10 protein-coding genes are annotated in these 16,148 nt (G+C 43.0%); 8 read left to right on the top strand and 2 right to left on the bottom strand.

What is annotated here, in order from left to right; all coding sequences use genetic code 11:
• Window positions 1-84: 84 nt before the first annotated feature.
• The 6 genes from MHI15_RS15705 to MHI15_RS15680 all read left to right on the top strand — a co-directional run bounded on the left by MHI15_RS15705 (window position 85) and on the right by MHI15_RS15680 (window position 5,471).
• Window positions 85-1,344, top strand: a complete 1,260-nt coding sequence (locus MHI15_RS15705; protein ID WP_076098890.1) for an MFS transporter — start codon at window positions 85-87, stop codon at window positions 1,342-1,344.
• A complete protein-coding gene (locus MHI15_RS15700; RefSeq protein WP_076308010.1) occupies window positions 1,341-2,645 on the top strand; it encodes an alkaline phosphatase family protein in 1,305 nt (434 codons plus the stop codon). The genes MHI15_RS15705 and MHI15_RS15700 overlap by 4 nt, the downstream gene beginning before the upstream one ends.
• A gap of 28 nt (window positions 2,646-2,673) precedes the next feature.
• The gene (locus tag MHI15_RS15695; protein WP_339172283.1) at window positions 2,674-3,546 is read left to right on the top strand and encodes a YitT family protein; all 873 of its coding nucleotides are present in this window, start codon (window positions 2,674-2,676) and stop codon (window positions 3,544-3,546) included.
• A gap of 168 nt (window positions 3,547-3,714) precedes the next feature.
• On the top strand, window positions 3,715-4,803 hold the full coding sequence (locus tag MHI15_RS15690) for a nucleotidyltransferase domain-containing protein (RefSeq protein WP_248547736.1): 1,089 nt from the start codon (window positions 3,715-3,717) through the stop codon (window positions 4,801-4,803).
• Window positions 4,804-4,933: 130 nt separating this feature from the next.
• Window positions 4,934-5,260 carry a DUF6442 family protein gene (locus MHI15_RS15685; protein ID WP_076125270.1) on the top strand — a complete coding sequence of 109 codons (327 nt, stop codon included), beginning with the start codon at window positions 4,934-4,936 and terminating at the stop codon, window positions 5,258-5,260.
• A 1-nt stretch (window position 5,261) separates the two neighbouring features.
• Complete coding sequence (locus MHI15_RS15680; RefSeq protein ID WP_076125269.1) at window positions 5,262-5,471, top strand: helix-turn-helix transcriptional regulator; 210 nt, start codon at window positions 5,262-5,264, stop codon at window positions 5,469-5,471.
• 104 nt (window positions 5,472-5,575) lie between these two features.
• On the opposite strand, the gene MHI15_RS15675 is transcribed toward MHI15_RS15680, so the two are convergent.
• Both MHI15_RS15675 and MHI15_RS15670 read right to left on the bottom strand, forming a co-directional pair.
• Window positions 5,576-8,248: a cation-translocating P-type ATPase gene (locus MHI15_RS15675; protein WP_341164586.1), complete on the bottom strand. Its 2,673-nt coding sequence runs from the start codon at window positions 8,246-8,248 to the stop codon at window positions 5,576-5,578.
• Window positions 8,249-8,592: 344 nt separating this feature from the next.
• On the bottom strand, window positions 8,593-9,999 hold the full coding sequence (locus MHI15_RS15670; protein ID WP_248547734.1) for an MFS transporter: 1,407 nt from the start codon (window positions 9,997-9,999) through the stop codon (window positions 8,593-8,595).
• 111 nt (window positions 10,000-10,110) lie between these two features.
• On the opposite strand from MHI15_RS15670, the gene MHI15_RS15665 reads away from it, so the two are divergent.
• Together MHI15_RS15665 and MHI15_RS15660 are read left to right on the top strand one after the other, a co-directional pair.
• A complete protein-coding gene (locus MHI15_RS15665; protein WP_341164585.1) occupies window positions 10,111-10,998 on the top strand; it encodes a LysR family transcriptional regulator in 888 nt (295 codons plus the stop codon).
• Between the two features lie 406 nt (window positions 10,999-11,404).
• Window positions 11,405-15,979, top strand: a complete 4,575-nt coding sequence (locus MHI15_RS15660) for an endo-1,4-beta-xylanase (protein WP_341164584.1) — start codon at window positions 11,405-11,407, stop codon at window positions 15,977-15,979.
• Window positions 15,980-16,148: the final 169 nt, after the last annotated feature.

The raw sequence follows: 16,148 nt of genomic DNA, 5'->3' as shown, positions 1-16,148 counted from the left end.
TGTGATGGAATTAACATTCATTTAACATGCCTCTTATGCTGAAATGATATAACAGTTACAAATAGGTGAAAAGGTGGCTGTTAGATGAAACTTAGCAAAGAGGAAAAATCATGGATTTTATATGACTGCGGGAATTCAGCCTATTCGATGGCGGTTACAACTGCATTATTGCCTATTGTATTTGGCATGTTTTCAAATGTTAACAGCAGCATGGATTTAGGGTACTTTAACTCCATTGCTAGTATTCTTGTGGCTATCCTTAGTCCGATTTTAGGCACGATCGCAGATTACAAGGATAAGAAAAAGCGCTTTTTCTTATTTTTCTCTTTGATCGGTGTGCTGGCTACGGCTTCGTTGGCATTCGTTGCACCTGCGAGCGGGCAGTGGCAGTTATTGATTGTGTTTTACATCCTGTCTGTCATAGGTTTTGCCGGAGCCAATATTTTTTATGACTCTTTTCTTGTGGATATAACCACTGATGAAAGGATGGATAAGGTATCCACAAAAGGTTTTGCTTATGGATATATCGCCAGCGTCATTCCATTTGGCATCAGCCTGCTATTGATTCTGTTTATGGGGATGGATAAGTCGATCGGTTATCAGATTGGGTTTATCATTACTGCTCTTTGGTGGGGGCTGTTGACCATACCCATGATCAGAGATGTAAAGCAGAGATATTATATTGAGCCTGAACCAAGACCTGTAATCAACAGTTTTAAAAGACTGGGGGACACCTTTAGGAATGTTAGACAGCATAAAGTTGTATTTGTTTTCTTAATTGCGTACTTTCTTTATATTGATGGGGTAGATACGATTATTAAAATGGTGGTGCCCTATGCCACATCGGTTCTGGGTGCGGATGCTTTTGACACCTTTACCTTACTGGGGATATTATTAGTTATCCAGATCATCGCTTTTCCTTGTGCAATCCTGTATGGTAATCTCGCCAAAAAATACTCCGCCAGGACTTTGATCATCGTGGGGATTGTTACATATATCATTTCCTGCATCGCAGCTTTTTTTATCACTTCAGTGTGGCATATATTTATTCTAGGTGCGCTAATTGGTTCCGCTCAGGGAGGCATTCAGGCGCTCAGCAGGTCTTATTATGCGAAGATCATTCCAAAGGAGAATTCCAATGAATTCTTTGGTTTTTACAATATTTTTGGCAAGTTCGCGGCCATTGTTGGTCCTGCTGTAATGTCTTTAACAACAACCTTAACAGGTAATGCTAAATTTAGTATTTTAGCGATTATCCCACTTTTTATTATTGGATTATTCGTATTTATAACTTTACCTAAAGAGCAGCCTGAACATGACGAACCTAAGGGGCTTATTCTATGAAGTCAATTAAAGCACAAACGGCTATGGCCAAGCATTTGATCGTCATCTCTTACGATGCCTTTTCAGAAGACCACTGGGCATTGGCCAGCCGGCTTCCAAACTTAGCGGAATTAATTAAAAACGGAGCCCACAGCCATAAATTGAAAAGTGTGTATCCCACGCTCACATATGTAGTGCACACCACCATAGCAACCGGTGTATATCCGGATAAGCATGGCATCCATCACAACAATCCGTTTCAGCCCTTTATTAAGGAAGAGGAGCAGAATTGGTTCTGGTTTAGAAATGCGATCAAGGTGCCAACGATTTATGATGTTGCGCGCGAGCATAAGATGAGCACCGCCGGAATCCTATGGCCAGTATCGGGTAAATCCTCCATCCAATACAATATACCTGAAATCAGAGCCATCAAAAACGAAAATCAGGCACTGAAGATATTAAAAAGCGGAAGCCCCTTATACTGCGTGGATATGGAGCTGAAATATGGCCGGATCCGCAAAGGGATTGAGCAGCCCTATCTGGATGACTTCACGACCAAATGTGCTATAGACACGATTAAGCGCAAAAAACCTAATCTTCTAATGATGCATCTGATCGATCTGGATGATGCCAAACATGCTTATGGAACTGACAGTGAGGAAGTGAAGCAGGTAATCACACGTATGGATAAAAGGGTAGGCGATATTATGCAGGCAGTGGATGAAGCGGGGATAAAGGATGATACGATTTTTTTAATTTTGGGGGACCATGGCCAGTTTAATGTTAGGTACAAGGTGCATTTAAACAACCTTTTGCAGGAAAAGGGCCTGATCTATGAAGAGAACGGCGAAATGAAGTGGAGAGCTTACTTTCAGTGTGGGGGTGGAGCGGCTTACTTGCATATCCGGCAGGGCGATGAAGAAGCTGAGCAAATAGCATTAGCTGTTATTGGAGATAATATGAGAGATGAATTTTCAGGTATAGAGAAATTGTATGCTAGAGATGAACTGGATTATTTTCATGTGGGCCAAACCACAAAGTATATGCTTGAGGCTAAGAGAGGTTATTGTTTCGACGAAAGTATGGATGAACCAACGATTGTTGATTTGGACAAACAAGGCGTTAAATTTGCCACGCATGGCTATTCTCCTGATAAAGACGGCTATAGATGCAACTTGGTTGTCTCCGGGGAAAAGATTAGAAATGGGCATCATATAGGGGACATCGAAATGGTAGATATAGCCCCCACGATGGCAAAGATTTTAGGGATTGATTTTAATCCAGGTGACGGAAGACCTTTAGAGGAAATTTTTATGGACTAAATTAAGCAATGTGAAACGGAGAAATTCAATGATTGAAACGCGAAAACAGAAATCTAATAAACTCAAGATATTCACAAAAGTATTCATGATTATTATTGGGGCGCTAATAGCTGCCTATGGTCTAGAATCCGTATTGATACCCAACAACGTCTCAGATGGAGGTGTCACAGGTCTAAGCATCGTTGGCTCTGAACTGTTTGGCTTACCGCTAGGGCTGCTAATTGGCATAATTAATATCCCTTTTGTGTGGCTAGGATATAAGCAAATTGGTAAAAGCTTTGCTCTTTATTCCGTTATCGGTATTGCTTCACTGGCTGTTGGCACTAGTCTTATGCATCATGTACCGACGATTATAGAAGGTGATACCTTATTAATTACCGTTGTTGGCGGGATTATTATCGGTTTTGGTATGGGTTTAGCCTTACGTAATGGTGGAGCATTAGATGGGATAGATATGTTAGCTGTCTTACTTTCACGAAAATTACCTTTTGGGACCAGTGATTTAATCTTATTTCTAAACATGTTTGTCTTTATTGTTGTTTCAACAGTATTTGGCCTACAAGGGGCTATTCTATCAGCGCTTGCTTATTTTATTGCTTCTAAGGTCATTCATATTATTGAAGAAGGTTTGAGTGGCTCTAAAACGTTTAAAATCATCACCATTCAACCGGAAATCATGGTCGAGACTATTCGTGACCGATTGGGTCGTGGAGCAACTTATACAGATGCTTATGGCGGCTACTCCAATGAACAATTCAAAGAAATCACTTGTGTCATTAACCGTCTTGAAGAAAGTAAAATAAAAGATATTATTCGTGAAATTGACCCGAATGCTTTTGTAGTAGTCTACGATGTTGCAGAAGTTAAAGGTGGCAGTTTCAAAAAGAAAAATATTCACTAACGACTATAAAACGTGTTGGAGAGAAGCTAATTATGCTCTTGCCAGCGCGTTTTTTTGTTTTCTTTGAAGGAGAGGAAAGGCTTGGTATAGATTTAATATAATTAAAGTTGGAATACCTACTCTAACAACATGCTTATACAATAGAATTAATAAGGTTGGAGAGGGGACATGGATATGGATGCTGTTCATAAAGAAAAGATCTTAATCAAAAATGAAAAGCTTATTAGCATGGTCATTGAACGGGCTAAGAGAGATTTTTCTGATGATATTGCAATTATTGGGCTTACAGGTTCTTTTAGTACTGGGGATTTTCATGAAAAAAGCGATCTTGATCTAATCATAATTAATAACACAGAGCAAGGCTGGGGAATATCTTCGTGTTTTATTTTGGATGATATTGGATACGATCTATATTGTACGCCATGGGAAACAAGGATAGAAGATCAAGCCAATCTCGAGAGTCCAATGATTTCATGTCTGGTGGATTTACAGGTGTTATACTGTGCAAAACCCGAATATTTGGAAAAGCTAAATTTATATAAACAGAGAGCACTCGATGCTCTGGCAATGCCTATAGGGAGAGAATGTATCAGTAGAGCGAAAAAGTGTATAGACATAGCAAAACAGGAATATGCGAATACATTACTTTCTGAAGATATAGGAGCAGTAAGGTATGCTTCAAGCGAAGTTTTATACAATTTGTTAAATGCGCTAACTCATTTGAACAATACTTATTTCAAACGGGGAATGAAAAGATATTTGGAGGAAATAGCTACGTACCGTTATGTTCCTGATGATTTTGAAAAGACATATATGGCTGTGATAGAGGCGAAGACTATCGATGAAATCAGAAGTGCAGCATATAAGGCACTTAAAAACATCAATGATTTATATAATAAAATGTATAAGGATTTTGTAGTGCAGCCTGTCCCAAGCTATGATAATCTTGGCGGAACTTATGAGGAGTTATGGTGCAACTACCGCAATAAGATTATAGCAAGTGTAGAATCGGGTGATAGATCGTATGCGTATCTAGCAGCAATGGGCATACAAGGTTTTCTTGATGAAATGACAGAATGGAAGGGAACCAAAAAGTTTGATATCATGCAGTATTTTGATTCTGACCATCTTCAAGTCTTTAAGAATGAGTTTCTGAAGGTCATGGATGAATATCTGGAGGAATACAACAAGGTAGGCAGGAAAGTCGAACGATACAATACTTTCGAGCAATTATATAACGAATATATGAAGGTATAGAAAATAGCTCACTACCAATCTTTGGATTGGAGTGGGCTATTTTTTTATTTGACAAGAAAACTTGGCGTATTATAATAATGATGACAAGTTTTCTTGTCATCATCTTTTCAATCTGAAAGGAGAAATTTTTATGAAAAAGGAAGAAATATTAGAAAAAAGCCGAAATGAAAAAGGAGACGAAGGAAAAGAATTTGTTTTTGCTAAAGGCAGAAAAAGCGGATTCATTGGAATGTTAATTGTATTTTGCATTCTGAGTGTCTTCAATTTATATAATCATAGTCAGGAAACAAATTTTGCATTAAAAGCTATGATAGCTATGTTTTTTGGATATTTGGGCTGTGAAGGTCTTGGAATGTATTCTGTAACTAAGAAAAAGATGGATTTACTCAAATTCATTTTAGGATTAATTATAAGTGTTTATTTTTTGTATATTTACTTTTATGGAATGAGTGATTAGTATGAGTGAACATTTGGTTTTAAAAAATAAACTGCGCGAAGCAAGAACAGAACAAAAATTATCGCAAGCACAATTGGCAGAAATGGTGGGTGTCTCAAGAAATACTATAAGCTCGATTGAAACCGGACAGTTTAACCCTACTGCAAAATTGGCTTTGATTTTATGTATTGCGTTGGATAAAAAATTCGAAGAATTATTTTATTTTGATTAAAATCAATAGAAGCTTTTCTAGGTTTAACTCTAGATGTCAGAAAAACAGCGATACTCCATTATTGGAGAATCGCTGTTTTGTCTTTTCGGTCGATTATAGCTTACTCAGGAATTTACAGGGTTCTGTTCAACAGATTTGGGTGTAAAAGCTCTTCGAACAACCTTCGTTAATTCCATTAGGATGAGGGAGCCGAGTGCTAAGCCTGCTGCAATCAGCCACTCTGACATTCCAAATGTAGCCGGAATCGAGAAGATTTCTCTAACCCCTGGCAATACCGCAATGCCGTAAAAGGCAAAGCAGACCAGAACGGCTCCGATGACGTATTTGTTGCTGAAAAGGCCAGCTTCAATAGCAGTTTGACTGTTCGAACGGGCGGCAAAGGTCTGCAACGTACGAGACAAGATCAGGGTTGTGAATGCCATAGCTACGCCCATATCAGGTGAATCCTGAAGTCCGATATACAGGGATATGATTACAGCGATACCTATGAGTAGACCACGAGTGACAATCGCCTGCATCATTCCTCCTGCGAATATTCCTTCCTTGAGCTCTCTTGGTTTTCTGTTCATCACATTAGGTTCAGGTTTTTCCATCCCGAGAGCAATGGCGGGCAGAGAATCATTCGCCAGATTGATGAATAGAAGCTGAATCGCTGTGAAAGGATTAATCCAGTTGAAAATAAGGGCAAAGAGGATGGCGATAATTGCACCCAGGTTACCTGAAAACAAATAGGCGATCGCTTTTTTGATATTGTCAAATACCGTTCTGCCCACAGATACAGCATTGACAATAGATACAAAATTATCATCGGTCAAAATCATGGCGGCCGCATCTTTGGCAACATCGGTTCCACTGCCCATGGCAACTCCGATATCTGCTTGTTTCAAAGCAGGCGCGTCATTTACACCATCACCGGTCATGGCTGTTATTTTGCCTTTCCGCTGCCACGCGCGGACAATTCTGATCTTGTTCTCCGGGGAGACACGGGCGTACACACCAATCTGTTCGAGTTTTTGATCAAGTTCCTTGTCAGACATGGCATCGAGTTCTTGGCCGGTTACGGCAATTTCATTCTCAGTCATCAGACCGATATCGCGGCCGATCGCTTGTGCGGTTGTCTTATGATCACCGGTAATCATGATGGTTCGGATGCCAGCCTTCTGAGACTCTGCGATCGCGCCGTAGACAGCTTCCCGAGGTGGATCAATCATAGCTGTCAAACCTACGAGCACCAGATTTTGTTCATCCTCTAATCCGACTTCAGTAACCGTATTTGGTACGGTTTTGTAGGCATAGGCAAGTACACGTAGTGCTCTGCTGGAGAACTCCTCATTGGCTTCGAAGAAGCGTTCAAGAACTTCTGGTGTCATCGGTACTTCTTTTCCACTTAACAGTACATGCGAGCATAGACCAAAGAGCACATCGGGCCCACCTTTAGTAATCATTGCTTTTTGCCCGTTAAAAGTATGCAAGGTCGTCATCAGCTTGCGATCCGAGTCAAAAGGTAGCTCGGCTTCGCGCGGGAAATTATCGCGTATTTCCTTATAATCTTTATTCTTGCTGTTGCTGAAGGCAATAAGCGCTACCTCTGTAGGATCACCCAGCTCTTTACCATCCTCATTAATGTTAGAGTCGTTGCAGAGCACAGCAATATGCAGGAGCCGCCGGGCTTCTTCAGACCATTCTTCAGGCGCTTGATTGAATTGATCACGATCCCCTTCTGGCAAAAAGTAATCTACAACAGTCATTTTATTCTGGGTGAGGGTACCGGTTTTATCTGTACAGATGACACTGGTTGACCCAAGGGCTTCGACAGCGGGCAGCTTACGAATAATCGCATGTTGCTTAGCCATCTTATTAGTACCTACGGATAGGACAATGGTTACTATTGAGGAAAGAGCTTCGGGAATCGCAGCAACTGCCACAGCGACTGCAAACATTAACGCATTCAGGATAGCTTCTGTTGTATCCACAGTATCATTCGACAACCAAACACGTCCGGCCTGGATGGCAAAGATTACAATGGACAGGAGTATAATTGCTACCCCCAGCTGCTTGCTGAATGTTTCGAGCTTGCGCTGCAGCGGCGTTTGCTTGGCTTCGGCGCTTTCAATGAGTTCAGCAATTTTACCGATTTCGGTAGTGAGTGCAGTTCCCGTTACTACCAGACTTCCGCGGCCATATACAACTAGTGAGCCGCTGAACGCCATATTACGCCGGTCTCCAAGCGGAGATTCTTTCGCGATGATATTCGTATGCTTTTCCACAGCTTCGGATTCTCCGGTTAGCATACCCTCATTTATTTTTAAGCTTTCCGATTCTATAATCCGGCCATCGGCGGGTACGAAATCGCCGGCTTCCAGCCATACGATATCACCGCGAACAAGTTCCCTTGCCGGGACGGTTTTTAATTCTCCATCACGCAGCACTTTGGCCTCGGGTGCTGACATCTGCTGCAAGGCATCAAGTGAACTCTCCGCTTTACGGGTCTGGATGACACTTATAACTGCATTGAGAATCAACACGAGGAAAATAATAAGCGACTCCATAACTTGTCCCATAACAATCTGGACAATGGCGGCTATAAGCAGTACGACTACCATAGGGTCTTTGAAGTTTTCAAGAAAAAGCTTCCAAACAGGATCTTTTTTCTTTCCTTTTAATTCGTTAAAACCATAATCTTTCAGACGTTTGTCGACTTCTGCCGAAGTAAGCCCGTTAGCTGAACTCTGAACATCCTGTAAACTGTCGGCTACATTGTTGCGGTAATATTCCACTAATGATAGCTCCTCTCTGCTGTGCTGTGTCTTTGTTCTTAAAAATTACGGTTCAAGCCGGGACAAGTTTCAAAATATCGAGCTGCCGAAACTGTTTTCACATTATAAATGTGTCTTTTGAGCTTGAAATTGGACGGAAAAATATATGTAAATCTGGTTTCTTCATTATGTTTTTGGCTCACCGAGCACAAGTTTACTATGGGCGCTTTATTTATTATCCTATTTATGAATCGAGTTTATCCCCACCTTGAAGAGTTAAATAAAACTCATAAAGAGCTGAGGCTACGCATTAAAATAACAAAACAAGACCCGTCTGATGACAGGTCTTATTTGTCTGCACTTTCCTATTTGTTAGCGCCCGAATTAGCCGATTCCTGCAATTGCCCTGACTCACGGTGCTTCCGACTCATGAATACCAAAGACAATGCAATTACCGTGAGGATAACCCCAAGGACTTGAAATCCCTCGAAGCTAAACTTACCTCCCATTATGATACCTATTAACAACGAAGAGAGAATGGTTCCCAGGTATCTCGATGTATTAAATAATCCGGAGGCTACACCGATTATTTCTTTTGGAGAACTTTGGAACAAGGCTGCTTGCAGGCCGACATTGTTCAATCCGTTGCTAATACCGAATGCAGCTAAAGCCACACATACACTGATAACTGGTGAAGTCTGATTTAAGGTCACAAGCCACACTGATCCCAATGTCATCAGGACCCCGGACACTAGCAATGCTGGCCGGGGTCCTGATCTATCGATCCAGCGTCCTGCTATTGGAGCAGTAATCAGTGAGCATAATCCCAGCGTTAGCATGAGAATTCCTGTTTGGAATTCACTGACATGACGTACCATTTGCAAGTAGGATGGGATCCCGAAAAAGAGTGAGTAAAAAAGTACATTAACGAGCATGAATTCAACATTAACCCAAGTCATTGCCGGGTATTTGGCAAATGTACGTAAAGGAATAAAGGGTGATGCCGCTGTTAGCTCATGCCGGACGAATACTCCTAGCAGAACGAGTCCTGTTAGCCAGGTAATGACATGTATTAATGAGATATGTCCGGATGATTTTGCTGAAAGCAATCCAAGGAGCACGGCAATCAGCCCCACAGTGAAGAGCAGGATTCCTGACGCATCAATCAAATCAAACCATTTGCGCAGGGACATTCCCCGGGTAACGGTTGTTGACGGTTCGTCCTTGGGGATATGCCTCCAAGATAATAGAAAGCTAGCGACCACGAATGGAATATTGACGAAAAAGATAGCTGGCCAGTCCCACCAGTGAATAATAACCCCGCCAATAAAGGGACCAATTGCTGCCGCGCCGGATAGGAAGATGGATAAAACAGATAGTGCGGTCGCTTGTTTCTCCGTAATATGAATCCGCACAATGGCCATTCCAACGGCAACCATCATGCTAGTTCCAATGGCTTGCACAATACGGAACACGATGAGACAGCCAAAGTTTGGGGAGAAAGGAGCTAATAAACCTGCAATGAAGGATACGACAAGCCCGGTAAGAAATATTTTCCTCCGGCCGAATAAATCGCTGGCCTTTCCCATGACAGGTTGAGCGATGCTACTTGCAATGTAAAAAGAAAAAATAATCCAGGAAACACCTGTATAGTCAAGCTGGAATACATTTTGCAGCCTTGGAATAGCCACAGATACCATCGAAGAATTTAAAGGGTTCAATAAAATCCCCAGACCTACTGAAATCATTAACCACCTGTTGCGAACACTCATTTTAAATCCCCCTAAAGCTTATTAATGTCATCGTACTTGAAATCGATTATTCATTCCAACGCATTTTATGTTATGATCTCATTGACTTGAGGGAATGAACGGAGGTGCGAATTGGAACTTTTGCAACTGCAATATTTTCTCGCGGTAGCTCGGTTGGAACATATGACTGAAGCTGCACGAAATCTACACGTTACTCAATCTTCACTAAGCAAAACGATTCAGCGTTTGGAGGAGGATCTGGGGGTACCTTTATTCGATCGGGTAGGAAGAAAGCTGCGACTGAATGAGTCCGGAAGCCGGTTCCTTCGCCGAGCTGAAAGGGCATTGTTTGAATTGGAGCAGGGAAAACAGGAGCTTAGCGATTTATCCAGTCCTGAACATGGCACACTCGAATTAGCGGTGACGACCGCAAGCACATTACCCAATATCCTGCGAGAGTTTCGGAAAAAGCGGCCTGATATTCAATACCATGTGCAAATGCTAACCACGCAGGAAATGGTTACACTTCTTAATAGAGGAGAAGTTGATTATTGCTTATCCTCACCTCCAATAAAAGGGGATGACATCGAATGTCAAATCGTCTTTATCGATCCAATTCTTGTGGCTGTTCCAAAGGGGCATCGGCTGGCCAATCGAAACAGCGTAACTTTGATAGAGCTAAGGGATGAGTGGTTTGTTGGTGTAAAGAGTGGCTATGGTACTCGCGATTTAATAGACTCTGTATGCAAATCAGTTGGATTTGTGCCTAAATATGTGTATGAGGGAGATGAACCCGCAAGGCTTAGCACTCTTGTGGAAGCTGAAATTGGCTTAGCTTTCATACCAAGCACGGCACGGAATTCACGGGAAGATATCCAATACCTCCAAGTAGAGAATCACGAATTGGAAAGGGAGATAGCTTTATTGTGGCACAGGAGTCGGTACATTTCTCAGGCCGCTTTGGAATTTCGGGAGGTAGTTGTAGAATATTTTGGAGCGTTATCCAAACAGACCATTTAATTATGCGGCAGAACAACTAACAAACCAATTCCCCGTTACCTTCCGTTACGTTCAACGGTCCGTAAGTGGGGTTTTCTTTTTGGGTTAAATTTGTAGAATCTTTAATCATAGCTATGTTTTCCTATAATTATGGGGGGTAACACCTTTAATATTAGCGTAGTAGTGCGTAGCAGCGAGGCTGTAAAATAGTGTGAGTAGACATGAAAGCGTTTACATATAAGGAGGGGATCTGTAAGTAAAAAGATTCATTTGTGATGATGTTCTACTGCTCTTCGGGATGATTGTACCACTGTTGAAATTAAGGATTTAGCAGGTAAGGAAATTAGCGTGGGAATATAGGGCTGGTGCTAATAAGGTAGGTCATTAACTGATTTTTATGAAAATCACTAGAGGAGGAATGCATTAAATGAGTAGAATGCTTAAACAAGTAATCTCGATCTTACTCGCAGCTGCCTTGCTTATTCCGACAAGCTGGATCGCTCCGGTTACTGAAGCTGCGGCGCAGGATACGACAGTATCATCAGATAGGGTAACGGTATATCATGAAACTTTTGCGAGTGGCAAGGGGATTGCAGCTCAAGCAGGCAGTGCTAGCCTTACACCTGTGAATGATAAAGTTTTTACTGGCAATGCTGACGGCGCAGCTTTATATGTAAGCAACAGAGCGAATAACTGGGACGCGGCTGATTTTAAATTCAGCGATATGGGCCTAGAGAACGGCAAAACCTACACGGTGACTGCATCAGTCTATGTGGATGCTAATGCGACTATACCTAGCGGTGCCCAAGCTTATCTTCAAGCGATAGGCAGCTATGCCCTTTTGGCAAATGTGAATTATGAAGCAGGCAAAGCAATCACCTTGACGAAAGAATTTACCGTGGATACGGACAAAGATACGACACTGCGCGTTCAATCCAACGATGACGGGAAAACGGTTCCGTTCTACATTGGGGAGCTTCTCATTACAGCAAAAAAAGCAGTGACGGAAACGGATAAAGAAATCTATCACGAAACTTTTGCGAGTGGCAAAGGTTTAGCCTCACAATCAGGCAGCGCTAACCTAACCCCTGTCACCGGAAAGGTTTTTGCGGGCAATGCTGACGGGGCAGCTTTATATGTAAGCAATAGAGCGAATAACTGGGACGCGGCTGATTTTAAATTCAGCGACATGGGCCTAGAGAACGGCAAAACCTATACGGTAACTGCATCCGTGTATGTAGACGCTGATGTGATTGTCCCCAGCGGTGCCCAAGCTTATCTTCAAGCGATAGGCAGCTACGCTCTTTTGGCAAATGCGAATTATGAAGCAGGCCAAGCGGTCATATTGACGAAAGAATTTACCGTGGATACGGACAAAGATACGACACTGCGCGTTCAATCCAATGATGACGGGAAAACGGTTCCGTTCTACATTGGGGATGTACTGGTCACAGAAAAGGTGGCTACCGTAGAGCCAACTCCAACACCAGAAACACCTAGAGACCCAGCTTTACCTTTTGCCACTGTTACTTTTGAGGATCAAACGGCAGGTGGTTTTGAAGGCAGAGCAGGTACAGAAACGCTTACGGTTACTAATGAAGCGAATCATACGGATGATGGTTCATACGCTTTGAAGGTTGAGGGAAGAACCAGTACATGGCATGGGCCGACATTACGTGTGGAGAAGTATGTGGACAAAGGCTACGAATATAAAATTTCGTTATGGGTCAAGCTGATCCAGCCTGCAAGCTCGCAGCTCCAGCTGTCCACGCAGGTTGGCAATGGCAGCAGCGCCAATTATGTGCAGCTCGCACCTAAAACCATCAGTGCAAGCGATGGCTGGATTCAGTTTGAGGGATCCTACCGTTATAACAATGTAAGCAGTGAGTATTTGACCATTTATGTGGAAAGCTCCAGTAATAGCACGGCCTCTTTTTATATTGATGATATTAATTTTGAAAAGGTAGGCTCTGGCCCGGTAGATATCGAAAAAGATCTTATACCGATTAAGGATGCTTATCAGAATGATTTTCTGATCGGAAATGCGATAACCGCTGAGGATCTGGAAGGTGTCAGACTTGAGCTTTTGAAAATGCATCACAATGTTGCTACGGCAGGTAATGCCATGAAGCCGGACGCGTTGCAGCCTACTAAGGACAACTTCACGTTTACCGCGGCAGATACAATTGTAGATAAAGTACTGGCTGAGGGCATGCAGATGCATGGACATGTGTTGGTATGGCATCAACAATCGCCTGCATGGCTGAATACAACAACAGACGCAGCTAACAACACAATCCCCTTGGGACGGGATGAAGCTCTTGTGAATTTGCAGACCCATATCCAAACCGTTATGGAGCATTTTGGTGACAACGTGATCTCTTGGGATGTTGTAAACGAGGCGATGAGCGATAATCCATCCAACCCAACAGATTGGAAAACAGCGCTGCGATCCGCCCCATGGAAAAGTGCCATTGGAGCAGATTACGTAGAGCAAGCCTTCCTGGCGGCAAGAGAAGTATTGGACGCGCATCCAGATTGGGATATTAAGCTCTATTACAACGATTATAACGAAGATAATCAGAATAAAGCGCAAGCCATCTACAGTATGGTCAAAGAAATCAATGATAGGTACGCGCTGACTCACCCTGGCAAATTGCTTATCGACGGTGTTGGTATGCAGGGGCACTACAGCATTAATACGAACCCAGAGAATGTGAAGCTTTCCTTGGAAAAGTTCATTTCCTTGGGTGTCGAAGTAAGCATAACTGAGCTGGACATTCAGGCCGGAACCAACTATCAGCTCTCTGAAAAGCTTGCTAATGCGCAGGGCTATCTATATGCGCAGTTGTTAAATATCTTCAGGGATCACGCTGATTCTATCAAACGTGTTACCTTCTGGGGAATGGATGATAACACAAGCTGGAGAGCTTCATCCAATCCGTTGTTATTCGATAAAAATCTGCAAGCCAAGCCAGCTTACTATGGCGTTATCGATCCTGATACCTTCATTGAAGAGCATGAGCCTGAAACAGTAGAAGCCAATCAATCTACCGCTAAATTTGCTGCACCTGTTATAGACGGAACAGTCGACGAGATCTGGAGCCAGACCGCTGAGATTCCGGTCAATCGGTATCAAACCGCTTGGCAAGGAGCGAGTGGAGTGGCAAAAGCACTCTGGGATGATCAAAATTTATATGTCCTGATCCAGGTGAGTGATACACAGCTTGATAAGAGCAGTGTGAATGCACATGAACAGGATTCGGTCGAAATCTTCATGGACCAAAATAATGGGAAAACGACGTTCTATCAAGATGATGACGGCCAGTACAGAATCAATTTTGACAACGAAACTTCATTTAATCCTTTAAGTATCGCAGCCGGCTTTGAATCGGCAACCCAGATTTCCGGAACCAACTATACGGTTGAAGTGAAGATTCCACTTCAAGGGATCACTCCGGACAACGATAAAAAGCTTGGTTTCGATGTACAGATCAACGACGCTAAAGAGGGCTCACGTCAAAGTGTCGCGGCGTGGAACGATACGAGCGGAACTGGATATATGGACACATCCGTTTATGGTGTGCTTACTCTAAAGGGTAAATCTACGGGGCCGGAACCGACTCCAACGCCGACAACAGCACCGACACCGACACCAACGAGCCCAACCGATCCAACTGACCCAACCGATCCAACCGATCCAACAAACCCAACGGAACCATCGGCAACCCCGACACCTGTTCCAACAGCGACGCCAGCACCAACAAATGCGCCAACGGGTAGCAGTAACTCGGGTAATGTTGTAGCAACTCCACAGCCTGGAGCCATTACAAACAAAGATGGTGTTGTTACGATTAAACTGGAGGTAAAGTCCGATAACGGGCGGGTTATAGGTACGATCTCCAGCGACAACATGAAAAAAGCGCTTGAGCAGGCTACTGTAGCGGCAAACGGCAAGAAACAAATTATCATTGAAGTGCCAAAGCAAACGGACGGGAAAGGGTATGATATACAATTACCGACCCAAAGCCTAACGGGGAAAGAAAACTTTGAACTATGGCTTAAGACGGAAAATGCCACAATTCAAATTCCAAGCAATATGCTGTCCAACATAACAGATAATGCTGAGCAAGTATCTATACGAATAAGTAAAGTCACCACGGACAGCTTGGAAGCAGCTACCCGCAATATGATTGGCAACCGTCCAATTATCGGTCTAAGTGTAGTAGCAGGTGACAAAGTTATTCCTTGGAATAACCCTAAAGCACCTGTAACGGTAGCCATTCCTTACGTGCCGACAGCGGAGGAGCTAAGCCATCCGGAGCTTATCGTCGTTTGGTACATCGATGGCAAAGGCAACGTACTGCCGGTTTCGAATGGCCGATATGATGCTGCAACCCAAACGGTTGTCTTTCAAACAACCCACTTCAGCACTTATGCAGTAACCTTCGTAAAGAAAAACTTCGGAGATCTGCAGAATCTTTCTTGGGCCAAACAAGCTATAGACGTTATGGCGGCTCGCGATATCATCAAAGGAACGTCCACGAACAGCTTTTCACCTGCAGATTCAATCAAACGAGCGGATTTCATTACTCTCCTCGTAAGAGCGCTTGAACTGAAGAGAACGGGCAAAAGTGCAATATTGTTCAATGATGTCCAAAAGACAGACTACTATTATGATGAACTGGTCATCGCGAAGGAATTGGGAATTGCTACAGGTTTTAAAGATGATACGTTTAGACCCAATAGCAATATCTCCAGACAAGATATGATGGTGCTGACAGCACGAGCGCTGGCGGCAGCCGGTAAGCAAGTTAAGGCGAGCGGCGTTGTAGCTGCTGCTTATCTTGATGAAGCAAGTATTTCCAGCTACGCAAAAGACAGCGCATCATTGTTGATCCAATCCGGAGTCGTAAACGGAAAGAATAATAGAATTGCGCCGAACGATACGCTTACCCGTGCTGAAGCGGCAGTCATTCTGTACCGTATCTGGAAGCTGTAGTCCCGGCATCACAGAAAAAAAGTCTGAATTGTCTCAAGGTCATATTTAGTCTGAAGAGTGGAAATACGTGTGCAACCATCCCTTGCGTTCTTCTGTTTTAAGCATCGCTGCTCACCTCCCTGCGGAGAGGAGCAGCGATTTTTTTGTGTGTATGTTCCGTTAAGTTGAA

It is taken from the genome of Paenibacillus sp. FSL H7-0918 (assembly GCF_038007025.1).
Lineage (GTDB): Bacteria > Bacillota > Bacilli > Paenibacillales > Paenibacillaceae > Paenibacillus_AQ > Paenibacillus_AQ odorifer.
Note: the sequence above shows the minus strand (reverse complement) of the source record. Positions and strands in the feature narration are given on the sequence as shown.